The 13,087-nt window shown below is 62.6% G+C and carries 11 protein-coding genes; 10 read left to right on the top strand and 1 reads right to left on the bottom strand.

Features of this window, described 5'->3' with window-relative positions:
- The first annotated feature begins 236 nt into the window (after positions 1-236).
- The 6 genes from rpsL to ACFC25_RS00755 all read left to right on the top strand — a co-directional run bounded on the left by rpsL (position 237) and on the right by ACFC25_RS00755 (position 9,289).
- Positions 237-611: a 30S ribosomal protein S12 gene (gene rpsL / locus ACFC25_RS00780; protein ID WP_018773658.1), complete on the top strand. Its 375-nt coding sequence runs from the start codon at positions 237-239 to the stop codon at positions 609-611.
- Position 612: 1 nt separating this feature from the next.
- The gene (gene rpsG, locus ACFC25_RS00775) at positions 613-1,083 is read left to right on the top strand and encodes a 30S ribosomal protein S7 (protein ID WP_026531948.1); all 471 of its coding nucleotides are present in this window, start codon (positions 613-615) and stop codon (positions 1,081-1,083) included.
- 69 nt (positions 1,084-1,152) lie between these two features.
- Positions 1,153-3,267, top strand: coding sequence for an elongation factor G (gene fusA / locus ACFC25_RS00770; protein WP_337346868.1), 2,115 nt, complete (start codon positions 1,153-1,155; stop codon positions 3,265-3,267).
- A 265-nt stretch (positions 3,268-3,532) separates the two neighbouring features.
- Positions 3,533-4,723 (top strand): elongation factor Tu, encoded by a 1,191-nt coding sequence (tuf, locus tag ACFC25_RS00765; RefSeq protein ID WP_078027241.1) that lies wholly within the window; start codon positions 3,533-3,535, stop codon positions 4,721-4,723.
- A 168-nt stretch (positions 4,724-4,891) separates the two neighbouring features.
- Positions 4,892-9,133: a hypothetical protein gene (locus tag ACFC25_RS00760; RefSeq protein ID WP_376043205.1), complete on the top strand. Its 4,242-nt coding sequence runs from the start codon at positions 4,892-4,894 to the stop codon at positions 9,131-9,133.
- 30 nt (positions 9,134-9,163) lie between these two features.
- Positions 9,164-9,289 (top strand): hypothetical protein, encoded by a 126-nt coding sequence (locus ACFC25_RS00755; RefSeq protein ID WP_376043202.1) that lies wholly within the window; start codon positions 9,164-9,166, stop codon positions 9,287-9,289.
- A 48-nt stretch (positions 9,290-9,337) separates the two neighbouring features.
- On the opposite strand, the gene ACFC25_RS00750 is transcribed toward ACFC25_RS00755, so the two are convergent.
- Positions 9,338-10,774 (bottom strand): GH1 family beta-glucosidase, encoded by a 1,437-nt coding sequence (locus ACFC25_RS00750; RefSeq protein WP_376043200.1) that lies wholly within the window; start codon positions 10,772-10,774, stop codon positions 9,338-9,340.
- Positions 10,775-11,170: 396 nt separating this feature from the next.
- On the opposite strand from ACFC25_RS00750, the gene rpsJ reads away from it, so the two are divergent.
- Genes rpsJ through rplW form a run of 4 tightly spaced genes read left to right on the top strand, consistent with a single transcriptional unit; the run spans position 11,171 to position 13,074 of the window.
- Positions 11,171-11,479 (top strand): 30S ribosomal protein S10, encoded by a 309-nt coding sequence (gene rpsJ / locus ACFC25_RS00745; RefSeq protein WP_003803825.1) that lies wholly within the window; start codon positions 11,171-11,173, stop codon positions 11,477-11,479.
- 17 nt (positions 11,480-11,496) lie between these two features.
- Positions 11,497-12,147, top strand: coding sequence for a 50S ribosomal protein L3 (rplC, locus tag ACFC25_RS00740; RefSeq protein WP_337346872.1), 651 nt, complete (start codon positions 11,497-11,499; stop codon positions 12,145-12,147).
- Between the two features lie 4 nt (positions 12,148-12,151).
- Positions 12,152-12,772, top strand: a complete 621-nt coding sequence (rplD, locus tag ACFC25_RS00735) for a 50S ribosomal protein L4 (RefSeq protein WP_066293296.1) — start codon at positions 12,152-12,154, stop codon at positions 12,770-12,772.
- Positions 12,769-13,074, top strand: coding sequence for a 50S ribosomal protein L23 (gene rplW / locus ACFC25_RS00730; protein WP_066293292.1), 306 nt, complete (start codon positions 12,769-12,771; stop codon positions 13,072-13,074). The genes rplD and rplW overlap by 4 nt, the downstream gene beginning before the upstream one ends.
- Positions 13,075-13,087 lie beyond the last annotated feature (13 nt).

Raw genomic sequence — 13,087 nt, 5'->3', positions numbered from 1 at the left:
AAGGCTGAACCAGAGCGACGTTTCCGGTTTGCAGGGTTCTTGTGCAACGTATGCCACACTTTTGCATGCCTAGGGACCTTTGAAGACGTCAGTCATAACAGTCCCCGGGGTGCGATCCGACTATTAAGGCTTCGCCTCAGCTGCTCTGGAGATTCCCTTCAAAGCCCGGGCGGCGAGGCAACGCAACAAGAGAGTGGCTGGAAGCGGCCACTCCGGATAAAACGGAGAACACGAGAGTGCCTACGATTAACCAGCTGGTCCGCAAGGGCCGCACGCCTAAGGTCAAAAAGACCAAGGCTCCCGCGCTTAACGGCAGCCCCATGCGCCGCGGTGTCTGCACCCGCGTTTACACCACCACCCCGAAGAAGCCGAACTCGGCTCTGCGTAAGGTGGCACGTGTACGCCTCAACGGTGGCATTGAAGTCACCGCTTACATCCCCGGTGTAGGCCACAACCTGCAGGAGCACTCCATTGTGCTCGTTCGCGGCGGTCGCGTGAAGGACCTCCCGGGTGTCCGCTACAAGATCGTCCGTGGCGCCCTCGATACCCAGGGTGTCAAGAACCGTAAGCAGGCCCGCAGCCGCTACGGCGCAAAGATGGAGAAGAAGTAATATGCCTCGCAAGGGTCCGGCCCCCAAGCGGCCGCTCGTACTAGATCCCGTTTACGGCTCCCCGCTGGTCACCCAGCTGATCAACAAGGTGCTGGTCGACGGTAAGAAGTCCACCGCAGAGCGCATCGTCTACGGTGCCCTCGAAGGCGCACGCGCCAAGTCCGGCGGCGATCCCGTTGCAGCCCTCAAGAAGGCCATGGACAACGTCAAGCCTTCCCTTGAGGTCCGCTCACGCCGCGTTGGTGGCGCAACCTACCAGGTTCCCGTTGAGGTCAAGCCGGGCCGTTCCACCGCCCTCGCACTGCGCTGGCTGGTCGGCTACTCCAAGGCCCGCCGCGAAAAGACGATGACCGAGCGCCTCCAGAACGAAATCCTGGATGCGTCCAACGGTCTCGGTGCCGCTGTGAAGCGTCGCGAAGACACCCACAAGATGGCCGAGTCCAACAAGGCCTTCGCACACTACCGCTGGTAATACTTCCGGACGCCGCCGGCTCGTTACGAGCCGGCGGCGAACGTGTAGTCCATCCGAAAGGGAGACACCGTGGCACAGGACGTGCTTACCGACCTTAGTAAGGTCCGCAACATCGGCATCATGGCCCACATTGATGCCGGCAAGACCACCACCACCGAGCGCATTCTGTTCTACACAGGTGTGAACCACAAGATCGGCGAAACGCACGACGGCGCTTCGACCACCGACTGGATGGAACAGGAAAAGGAACGCGGCATCACCATCACGTCTGCCGCCGTGACCTGCTTCTGGGAAAACAACCAGATCAACATCATCGACACCCCTGGCCACGTTGACTTCACCGTTGAGGTTGAGCGCTCCCTGCGCGTCCTCGACGGCGCTGTCGCCGTCTTCGATGGCAAGGAAGGCGTTGAGCCGCAGTCTGAGACCGTTTGGCGCCAGGCCGACAAGTACAACGTTCCGCGTATCTGCTTCGTCAACAAGATGGACAAGCTGGGCGCTGACTTCTACTTCACCGTAGACACCATCATCAGCCGCCTCGGTGCCAAGCCGCTGGTCATGCAGCTGCCGATCGGTGCCGAGAACGACTTCATCGGCGTTGTGGACCTGCTGTACATGCGTGCACTGGTCTGGCCCGGCGATGCCAAGGGTGACGTCACCATGGGTGCCAAGTACGAGATCCGCGAGATCCCGGCTGACCTCCAGGAAAAGGCTGAAGAGTACCGCGCAACGCTCGTTGAGACCGTTGCCGAGGCCTCCGAAGAACTCATGGAGAAGTACCTTGAGGGCGAAGAGATCTCAGTCGACGAGCTCAAGGCCGGCATCCGCAAGATGACGATCAACTCCGAGCTGTACCCGATCTTCTGTGGCTCCGCGTTCAAGAACCGCGGCGTCCAGCCGATGCTGGATGCCGTCGTCGACTACCTGCCGAACCCGCTCGACGTCCCGCCGATGATCGGTCACGATCCCCGCGACGAAGAGAAGGAACTGACCCGCAAGCCGTCTTCGGAAGAGCCGTTCTCTGCTCTTGCGTTCAAGATTGCCGCGCACCCGTTCTTCGGCCAGCTCACCTTCATCCGCGTGTACTCCGGTCACGTGGAAGCAGGCGCACAGGTGGTCAACTCCACCAAGGGCAAGAAGGAGCGCATCGGCAAGCTGTTCCAGATGCACGCCAACAAGGAAATGCCTGTTGAGGGCGCTACCGCCGGCCACATCTACGCAGCGATCGGTCTGAAGGACACCACCACGGGCGACACCCTGTGCGACTCCGCCAACCAGATCGTCCTCGAGTCCATGAGCTTCCCGGAGCCCGTGATCTCGGTTGCCATCGAGCCGAACACCAAGGGTGACCAGGAGAAGCTCTCCACGGCCATCCAGAAGCTCTCCGCTGAGGACCCCACCTTCCAGGTGTCCCTCAACGAAGACACCGGCCAGACCATCATCGCCGGCATGGGCGAGCTCCACCTGGACATCCTGGTGGACCGCATGCGCCGCGAATTCAAGGTCGAGGCCAACGTTGGCAAGCCGCAGGTTGCGTACCGCGAAACCATCAAGCGTGCTGTGGAGCGTCACGACTACACACACAAGAAGCAGACCGGTGGTTCGGGTCAGTTCGCAAAGATCCAGATCGCGATCGAGCCGCTGGACACCGCCGAAGGCGAACTGTACGAGTTCGAGAACAAGGTCACTGGTGGCCGCGTTCCGCGCGAGTACATTCCCTCTGTTGACGCCGGTATCCAGGATGCGTTGAACGACGGCGTCCTGGCCGGTTACCCGGTTGTCGGCATCAAGGCCACGCTGATTGACGGCGCGTACCACGATGTTGACTCCTCGGAAATGGCGTTCAAGATCGCCGGGCGTATGGCTTTCAAGGAAGCCGCTCGCAAGGCGAACCCTGTTCTGCTCGAACCGCTGATGGATGTCGAGGTCCGCACCCCTGAGGAATACATGGGTGAAGTTATCGGTGACCTCAACTCCCGCCGTGGCCAGATGCAGTCCATGGAAGATGCACAGGGTGTCAAGGTTATCCGTGCGCACGTCCCGCTGTCCGGCATGTTCGGCTACATCGGTGACCTGCGTTCGAAGACCCAGGGCCGCGCTGTGTACTCCATGACGTTCAACAGCTACGCCGAGGTCCCGAAGGCAGTCGCCGACGAGATCATCCAGAAGACCCGCGGCGAGTAGTCTTTTTCGACTTTCGAAGCGACAAACTCGGGTGTGGTTTCCGGATAACGGAAGCCCGCCTGGTGCAGGTGGCCGGAACCCGGTCGGATGCAGTCCGGTCAAGCCGGGCCCCGGCCATCTGCACGAACAGGCTCTAGGCACTAGTATTAGTTCCTGAATCTGCAATTTCACCAATCCAAAGCCCCCCAAGTAGACTTGCCTGAGTTTCTGCCGCGACAAGCGCGGTTGAAGGGTAAGTCATTTGAAAACGTTCTAGGAGGAACCTGTGGCAAAGGCAAAGTTCGAGCGGACTAAGCCGCACGTTAACATCGGCACCATTGGTCACGTTGACCACGGTAAGACGACGTTGACGGCCGCCATTTCCAAGGTGCTGTACGACAAGTACCCGACTCTCAACGAGCAGCGCGACTTCGCGTCTATTGACTCTGCTCCCGAAGAGCGTCAGCGCGGCATTACCATCAACATCTCCCACGTTGAGTACCAGACCGAGAAGCGCCACTACGCACACGTAGACGCTCCGGGTCACGCTGACTACATCAAGAACATGATCACCGGTGCTGCACAGATGGACGGTGCAATCCTCGTGGTTGCCGCCACTGACGGCCCGATGGCTCAGACCCGCGAGCACGTCCTGCTCGCCCGCCAGGTTGGCGTTCCCTACCTGCTGGTTGCACTGAACAAGTCGGACATGGTCGACGACGAAGAGCTGCTGGACCTCGTTGAAATGGAAGTTCGTGAGCTGCTTTCGGCTCAGGGCTTCGATGGCGACGACGCTCCTGTTGTTCGCGTTTCCGGCCTGAAGGCCCTCGAAGGCGACCCCGTCTGGGTCAAGTCCGTTGAGGACCTCATGGAAGCTGTTGACGAGTCCGTTCCGGACCCCGTACGTGACCGTGACAAGCCGTTCCTGATGCCGATCGAAGACGTCTTCACGATCACCGGCCGTGGCACCGTTGTAACGGGCCGCGCCGAGCGTGGAACCCTCGCCATCAACTCCGAGGTCGAGATCGTCGGCATCCGCCCGGTCCAGAAGACCACGGTTACCGGTATCGAGATGTTCCACAAGCAGCTCGACGAAGCATGGGCCGGCGAGAACTGTGGCCTCCTGCTCCGCGGTCTGAAGCGTGATGACGTAGAGCGTGGCCAGGTTGTCGTCAAGCCGGGTTCCATCACCCCGCACACCGACTTCGAGGCTAACGTCTACATCCTCTCCAAGGACGAAGGCGGACGTCACAACCCGTTCTACTCCAACTACCGCCCGCAGTTCTACTTCCGCACCACGGACGTAACCGGCGTTATCACCCTGCCGGAAGGCACGGAAATGGTTATGCCTGGCGACAACACTGAGATGACCGTTGCGCTCATCCAGCCGATCGCCATGGAAGAGGGCCTCGGCTTCGCTATCCGCGAAGGCGGCCGCACCGTTGGTTCAGGACGCGTTACCAAGATCATCAAGTAATTCTTGTTGATCCCTGATTGACCTGACCGGAAAGGCCGCCTAGCGGTCCTGACGGAAAGTGTGGAAACAGCCCCGCTGCTAGTGCAGCGGGGCTGTTCTTTGCTACTATTAATCCAATCACTGGATTAATTGGGCCGGATTCATCCTGCCCGTTGGAGAGGGTTCATCATGCAGGACGAATCTTATGAAGCGGGCTACCGTGCAGGGCACCTCCAGGGCTGGTTGGACGCCATGGCCAAGATCGAGGCAACGCAGCCTGCGGCCCCGAGTCCGGCCGCACCGGGCACAGCGCCGTCTTTCCAGCCCAGGGTTCATCCCGCGCCCCCGGCGGCCTACAGTGCGGGTTCGCAGACGGGGACCGTCCCGGCGGCGGAACCGACCTTCGCCCTGCCATCCCGTGTGCCCGGGCGCCCTGCCTCCACGATCCGTCCCCAGGAAGCCGCGCCAGTATCCGGGCGGGCGGCACCTGGGCCCCACGTTGACCGTCCGGCAGCGCCGTACTCCAACTACCCGGCAAGGCAGCCGGCGGAGACGGTCGCGGAACGCCAGGCCCGGCGCGAGAAGCGGGACCGGCAGAACATCAACATCACGCTCTACGTCGCCAGCCTGCTCCTGGTCGCAGCAGCGGCGCTGTTCATCGGAACCAGCCTTCCCCCCACGCTTCGCTTCGCCGGAGTCTGCATAGTTACCGCCGCCTTCTATGCCGCGGGATTTGTTCTCCATAGCCGGGTGCCACGCCTCAGGCCGGCGGCGGTGGCCTTTGCGGGAACGGGCCTGGCGCTGGTCCCGGTGACGGGACTCGCCCTGTACAACTTCGCCCTCCACCACGGCCCCACCGCCTGGCTGATCACTTCACTGATTGGGACCGCCGCCTACGTCGCTGCCGCCGTCCGCCTCGAAAGTCGGGTGCTGGTCTACCTGTCGCTGACGTTTGTGGCGTCTACGGCTTGGTCCGGGGTGTCAGTCCTGGGAGGGGCGCTGGTCTGGTACTTCGCCGCACAGATCTGCGTGGCCGTACTGCTGACCCTAGTGTCCCTCGCCAAGCCCGCCTGGCTTCCGCCGGTCTATGCGAGGCCACTCATGGTGTTGCATCCGTTGGTGGTGCCTGCCGTCGCAGCCGCAGCCACTTGCGTTCCGCTGCTGTTGGACAAGACCGAGTACGCGTTCATTATGGCTATGTGCGGTTGCTACTTTGGGCTGATGGCCGCCGTGCCGGGCAGTCGGCTCAGGCTCGCCAACTTCTACGCAGCGCGGGTATCCCTGACGATCGCCGCCGCAGTCGAGATCTGGAACCTGACCGGCAGGGGAAGCGATGCCTTACTGGCTGCGGCAGCAATCCTCGCGGTCCAGGCAGTGGCCGTGGCTCTTGCCTCCGCCTGGTTAGGCCACTGGATGCCAGGCGCTAAGCGTCCGCAAAACCGGGCCGAACCGTCCTCAGGCACACTGCATGGACGCTGGTTCGTGGACTCGCTGGCCACCTTCACTATCCAGCTGCTCGCCACTGCGATGTACGGCGGCCTCGTACTTTCGGCCGAGTATTACCCCTACGGCGCGTTCGGCCAGGTGGGTGAGGTTCCCCTGTGGATACCCGTTGCCGGTGCCTTGGCCACCAGCTTTGTTGTGGCCACACGCCTGGGGGGCCCGGCCGAGTGGGCTCCTGTGGCCGCCCTGCTCCTCGCGGGAGTGCTCGGCTACGCCCTGGGCGCGTGGCCGTTGGCAGTCATGCTGGCACTGGCGTTCGTCTTCTGGGCAGTCCGCGCGTTATTCGCGGCCAGCAAGCTCCGGAGGAACCTCGTACTCGCCGCCAGGTTGGCATTGACCCTGTCTGTTCCTGTCACTGTTGCAGCGGTTATCGGCGCCGGCCCGGACCGCATCATCACTTCGGTCTTCGGGCTGCTGGTAGCGCTGGTGTGTCAGCAGGTGATCTCGGCGTTCCTGGAGCGGGCAGGTGGCGGCTCCCTGGCGCCGGAGGCTACCCTTGCGGGCTTCGGCGCGGGCGGCCTGGCCTCCGTTGTCATGCTGGTGCTCCTTGACACGACTCCGGCCCACGACTGGATCCGGGCAGCGGTACTCATTCAACTCCTGACCGCGATGGCGGTTGGCCTCTTGATGGTGCCCCGGCCTGCAAGTGAGCTTGAGTGGAACGCGACAATCTGGGAAGCCCTTCCTCTGGCGGCCTCCACGCTTTGTGTCCCCGTGTCTTTCCTGGCTGTGAGCCAGCCTTTCGGAAACGTCGCACTGCTTCTGGTCCTGGGATACCTGCTCGCTTCCGGCCTGCGGATGCGGGTGCAGCAACACCGCTGGACCTACTGGTGGTTGGGCCGCGTTGCAGCCACGGTGTTGGTACTGACGGCTTTTGACCTTCTCCAGAGTGAGGCAGGGCCAACCGTCATCGCCGGCGATGTACTCCGCCCTGCCACAGTGTTGGTCCTCTTCCTCGCCATCCAACTGGTATTCCCCGTCTCCGCCTTTGTGCGCGGGAAGGCTCCGCGGGGAGTGCTCACGGATCCGGGCGTGGTCCTGCTGTTCCAGCTGATGGCGTCTGTGCTGCTGTTGGTGCTGGACCCGGACGGTTGGCAAGCGCCCTTCGTCGCTGCACTGACAGCAACCTGCGCCGTGGCCTCGGGCTACGTCTTCAGGAGCACGGGCGCCGCCGTCTGGTTCGCGCCGTCGTCGCTGGTGGTCCTGCTGGCATTCAGCGGCGGTGACCTGTTGGTGGTTGAACTCGTGCTGGGAATCTTTGCCGTGTTTGCCGCGGTGATGGTGGTGGCATCCGGCCAGCCCTTATGGAAGGGCTGGTATTTTGCAGGAGCCAGGCTGTTGACGGCCGCCCTCGCTGCAGTCCTCAGTTACGACGCCACGGCGTCTCCGACCGCCGTCTCCGTCACCTTCGCGCTTGTGCTGGCTGCCCAGCACGGAATCCGCTGGCTGATGCGTTCACGGCTGGCTGAAATTCGTTTCCAGCAGGCGGCCGTCTGGATCACGCTCGCTGGCCAGGCCCTTCTTCCCCTTGCTTACGTCTGGCAGGCCCGGCTGGGCTGGGCGAGGACTTCCGACGACGACGGCGGACGCTGGGTGGTGCTCCTGGAGTTGGCACTGTTGCTATGTTCGGCAGTCGTGGCGCGCCGGTTCTTCGCGGCGCGAGGATCCCTCTACTTCGCCGTCTATGCGCTGCTGTTCGGGGTCCTATCATTTGGGCCCGTGGTCAGTTTCGCCTCTGGCAGCCGAGCGGGCAGCGCGAGCTTCCTGGCGGCTCCGGTACTCGACTACACCGGCACTGCGGCAGTGCTGTTGCTCGGGGCGATCCTCGCTTCACTTGCAGGCGTAATGCTGCGCGGGCGCAACGTTGCTGTGACGGAGGTCGACCACTGGCTCTGGCTCACCACCGCCGGGTCATTTGCCCTGACCGCCCTGTTTGTGTCCACGACGGCGACGGGCTGGGTTGTGGGCGCTGCCCTCCTGGTGCTCGCCGGGGTGTGCTTCACGGCCTCGCATGTTGAGGAGCTGCCCTGGCTGTACGTACCGGCCGCGCTTGCTGCCCTGGCCGGCGGCATGCAGCTGGCGGATGCTGCCTTCCGGGATGTTCCGGGGGAGTGGGGCCAGTATCTTACGTGGCTTTGCGGCGCGGGACTGTCAGCTGCTGGACTGTATGGCGCACGGCTGTACCGCAGTGGAGAGCTGGCCGCCGACCCCGTGCGCCGCTGGTCCTTGGCCGGAGGGGCCTTCCTGGGGCTTTGCATTGTCGCCTTGACCGGGGTGCGTCCCGACGCGACAGCATGGGCAGCAGCCTTTGCCTTGGCTGCGGCGGTGGGAGTAGCCTGCCTCGAAGCTCCGGGAACGGCACGCCGGATCGTTGCCGAGACTGGGTTTGTGGCGGTCGTGGCGGCGGTGCAGCGGGCCGCCATCTTCGACCTGGATGGGCAGTACGGGCAGAACTACAGCCTTTCGCTTGGCCTGCCTGACCCGTTCTGGGTAGCCCAGTGGTACGTGCTCGCCGGGGCCGGCCTGGGGATCCTGCGCTTCACTACAGGACAGCGGAATGCCGGCAGGCTCCTTCTGGGAGCCGCGGCCGGACTGCTCACGCTGAGCGCCCTGGGTGTTGTTTTTGGCGGTAGCGGCAGCCAGCAATTGTGGGTGCTGGTCCTCTTCGCAGGGCTTCTGCTCGCCGGCCTGGGGTTGGGTGAACGGTTGTTTGTCTGGTGGGGCGCCGCCGGAGTGGCCGCATGCATTCTCTGGGCAATGCGTCAGTACACGTTCGCGCTCCTGGCGCTGATCGCCGTCGGGCTTATTGTGTTCGCAGTCTGGCGGCTGAACCGCGGAGCGGCCGGGGAGAAACCGGCGCTGCAGCCGTCCCCAGGACAGCCTTCACCTGACCAGCCGGATGGCGGGGAGCCGTTCAGCAAGCACTGATACTGTTGCTTGCATCGAGAGGAGCACATCATGGAATGGCTAATTTTCCTGGCTGTTGTGGTTGCAGTTGTTGCCGGTGTTTTTTGGGCGAAGAAGTATTTCCGGAATGAGATCGACCGCGCCAAGCGCATCAACCGGGCAAAAAAGAACCAGTAGGGCAATAGCGCGCAGACGGCGCTTGCAAGCCTTGAGGTTGCCCCGTGCTCAGCCGGGCAGCCTCTTCCGCTCCCGGCTCAAGGCCTGGTACCAGTAGAAGGACGACTTCGGCGTCCGCTCCTGCGTTTCAAAATCCACGTGGATCAGCCCGAAGCGCTGGGAGTAGCCTGCGGCCCATTCAAAGTTATCCATGAGTGTCCAGACATAGTACCCACGGAGGTCGAGCCCCTCGGCGATTCCGCCTGGAGCCGTCGCGTCAACCGCCTGCCGCAAGTGATCGGCGATGTAGTTCACCCGGCGCGCATCCTGGAGGGGGCCGTCCACGCGATCCGGTTCCGGGAAGCTGGCGCCGCTTTCGGTGATGTAGACCGGCGGCAAGGCATCCCCATAGCGGTCCCGAAGTTCCGCGAGGAGAATGCCCAGATGCGCGGGGGCCACCGGCCACCCGAAGCCCGTGGTCTGGTATTCCGGGTACCCCACTTCGTGGAAAGGCAATTGCGCAACGGCCTTGTGCGTGTCGGCGGGAATGGGGGTAATGCCGCGTCCGAGGGCCACCTTCACCGGGAAGTAGTAATTGAGGCCATAGAAGTCCAGCGGTTGGTGGATGGTCTTCAGATCAGCGTCCGAAAGCTTTCCGATGGAATGGAGCCAGGGCCGTGACACCACGGGGAGCTTGGGGTACCTGCCCAGCAGCACAGGGTCTGCATAGATTCTGTTCATCAGCAGGTCGTACAGCCTCGCCACGAGCCTGTCGCCGACCTTCCGACTGGCGGGTCGCACCGGTGAGTGCAGGTTGGTTACTCCCACGCCGCCCTTGACGCCCGCGGCGCGCAGGGCCTGGACACCCAGGCCGTGGGCAAGGAGCTGGTGATGGATCGAGGGCAGGGCGTCAAACATGAGTGCCCGCCCGGGAGCGTGGACACCGAGCGCATACCCGTTGAGTGTTACTGACACGGGCTCATTGAGGGTCACCCACTGGTCGACACGGTCACCGAAGTGCTTCCCGGCTACCCCGCAGTACTCTGCAAACCGTTCGGCCGTGGCGCGGTTCATCCAGCCGCCGCCGTGCTCCAGGGGCAGGGGAGTGTCCCAGTGGTACAGCGTGGCCATGGGCGAGATACCGGCCTCCAGGAGCCGGTCAATCAGCCGGTCATAGAAGTCCAGGCCCTGCCTGTTGATGGCACCGCGGCCGTCCGGCTGGATCCGGGGCCACGATAGGGAGAAGCGGTACGAATCGATGCCCAGCTCGCGCATGAGGGCGATGTCCTCGGGGAACCGGTTGTAGTGGTCGCAGGCCACGGCAGGGGAGTGGCCGTCCATGATGCTGCCGGGCTTCTGCACAAAGGCGTCCCAGCCGGAGGGACCACGCCCGTCCTCGGCCAGGGCCCCCTCAATCTGGAAGGCGGCTGCGGCTACGCCCAGCTTAAAGGAAGGCGGCAACCGGTCGGCGAGGTCGCGTACGGAAGCAGCATTTTCGACCGTCATGCCCCCATCATCTATTCGCAGGTTGCCGAAGGCAATGATCCAGGGGCACGAAAGCCAAGCAGATTCGCTTCTGCCGATAATATCCGGCATACTAGATGAGTTGTTCAAGCGCTTCTTCGTGTCCCGATCCGGATAATGCCGGGTGTCAGGGTCCAAGTTGAAGCCCAAACATAACCCACTCCCCATGGAACTGCGGATTTGTATGCGTGAAAATCGCGACACGCCCGACCGCGGGGGTCGGTTGCGCCGGCAAGGTGAGGAACCCGGATTCATCCGGATTCAGTTTGTGCGGCGGGTGGTAGTTACGACTTCAAATGCTTCGGCAGCCACACAACGAGTAAGTGAACAGGGCAGCCCCAACCAGGGGAAGCACAGACTGAAAGAGAGTCAGGCGACATGGCGGGACAAAAAATCCGCATCCGGCTGAAGTCATATGACCACGAGGTCATTGACGTTTCAGCCCGGAAGATCGTTGAGACGGTCACGCGCGCAGGCGCCACGGTAGTTGGCCCCGTGCCGCTTCCGACGGAGAAGAACGTTTACTGCGTAATCCGCTCTCCGCACAAGTACAAGGACAGCCGCGAGCACTTTGAAATGCGCACGCACAAGCGTCTTATCGACATCATCGATCCCACGCCGAAGGCCGTTGACTCGCTTATGCGTCTCGACCTGCCTGCCGACGTGAACATCGAAATCAAGCTGTAGGGAGGTGCTGAGAGACTATGACCGCAACCCGTAACGTAAAGGGCCTGCTGGGCACGAAGCTCGGCATGACCCAGGTCTGGGACGAGAACAACAAGCTCATCCCCGTCACTGTGGTCCAGGCAGATTCGAACGTCATCACGCAGCTGCGCAACGCAGAGACCGATGGCTACGTCGCCGTTCAGATCGGCTACGGCCAGATCGATCCCCGCAAGGTCACCAAGCCGCTGGCTGGTCACTTTGAAAAGGCAGGCGTCACGCCTCGCCGCCACGTCGTCGAACTGCGCACTGCAGATGCTGACACTTACGAGCTGGGCCAGGAGCTTTCTGTTGAGCTCTTCGAAGCCGGCCAGAAGATCGACGTCATTGGCACCACCAAGGGTAAGGGCTTCGCCGGTGTTATGAAGCGTCACGGCTTCCACGGCGTTGGAGCTTCCCACGGTGCCCACAAGAACCACCGTAAGCCCGGTTCAATCGGTGGCGCATCCACCCCGAGCCGCGTCTTCAAGGGCATGAAAATGGCCGGCCGCATGGGCGCCGTTCGTCACACCACGCTGAACCTCACCGTTCACGCTGTTGACGTCGAGAAGTCGCTGCTCCTGATCAAGGGTGCCGTTCCCGGCGCCCGCGGCCAGGTCGTACTCGTACGCACCGCCGTGAAGGGAGCCTAGTTCAATGGCTAACACTGTCAAGGTTGACCTGCCTGCAGAGATCTTCGACGTTCAGACCAACGTGCCGCTGCTGCACCAGGTCGTCGTTGCACAGCTCGCTGCTGCTCGCCAGGGTACCCACAAGACCAAGACCCGCGCCGAAGTTTCCGGTGCAGGCCGCAAGCCGTTCAAGCAGAAGGGCACCGGCCGCGCCCGTCAGGGTTCAATCCGTGCTCCTCACATGACCGGCGGTGGCGTTGTCCACGGTCCCACACCGCGTGACTACAGCCAGCGCACCCCCAAGAAGATGATTGCTGCTGCACTGCGCGGCGCACTCTCTGACCGCGCCCGCAACGGACGCATCCACGTCGTTGCTGACCTGGTCGCCGGCTCCAAGCCGTCCTCCAAGGAAGCACTGGCAACGCTGCGCGGCGTCTCCGAGCGCAAGAACCTGCTCGTTGTCATTGAGCGCGCCAACGATGTTGCTGCACTGTCCGTGCGCAACCTCGAGGATGTTCACGTTCTGTACGCAGACCAGCTGAACACCTACGACGTTCTCGTTTCTGACGACGTAGTCTTCACCAAGGCTGCCTACGAAGCATTCGTTGCTGACAAGGCTGCAAAGAACGAGGAGGATGCCAAGTGAGTGCAGCCACCATCAAGGACCCGCGCGACGTCGTGCTTGCACCCGTCGTTTCGGAAAAGAGCTACGGCCTGATCGATGAGGGAAAGTACACCTTCCTGGTGGACCCCCGCTCGAACAAGACCGAGATCAAGCTGGCCGTGGAGAAGATTTTCTCCGTCAAGGTCGACTCGATCAACACCATCAACCGTGCCGGTAAGCGCAAGCGCACCAAATTCGGATGGGGTACCCGCAAGAACACCAAGCGTGCGATTGTCACCCTCAAAGAAGGCACTATCGACATCTTCGGCGGTCCGCTCGCGTAGCGGAGACCACTTT

It is taken from the genome of Pseudarthrobacter sp. NPDC055928 (assembly GCF_042270935.1).
In the GTDB taxonomy this organism is placed as follows: Bacteria; Actinomycetota; Actinomycetes; order Actinomycetales; family Micrococcaceae; genus Arthrobacter.
Note: the sequence above shows the minus strand (reverse complement) of the source record. Positions and strands in the feature narration are given on the sequence as shown.

Coding starts and splice junctions, on each gene's coding strand:
- rplD (WP_066293296.1), top strand. CDS start 12,152: ATGGCTAACACTGTCAAGGTTGACCTGCCTGCAGAGATCTTCGACGTT.
- ACFC25_RS00755 (WP_376043202.1), top strand. CDS start 9,164: ATGGAATGGCTAATTTTCCTGGCTGTTGTGGTTGCAGTTGTTGCCGGT.
- ACFC25_RS00760 (WP_376043205.1), top strand. CDS start 4,892: ATGCAGGACGAATCTTATGAAGCGGGCTACCGTGCAGGGCACCTCCAG.
- rpsG (WP_026531948.1), top strand. CDS start 613: ATGCCTCGCAAGGGTCCGGCCCCCAAGCGGCCGCTCGTACTAGATCCC.
- ACFC25_RS00750 (WP_376043200.1), bottom strand. CDS start 10,774: ATGACGGTCGAAAATGCTGCTTCCGTACGCGACCTCGCCGACCGGTTG.
- rplC (WP_337346872.1), top strand. CDS start 11,497: ATGACCGCAACCCGTAACGTAAAGGGCCTGCTGGGCACGAAGCTCGGC.
- rpsJ (WP_003803825.1), top strand. CDS start 11,171: ATGGCGGGACAAAAAATCCGCATCCGGCTGAAGTCATATGACCACGAG.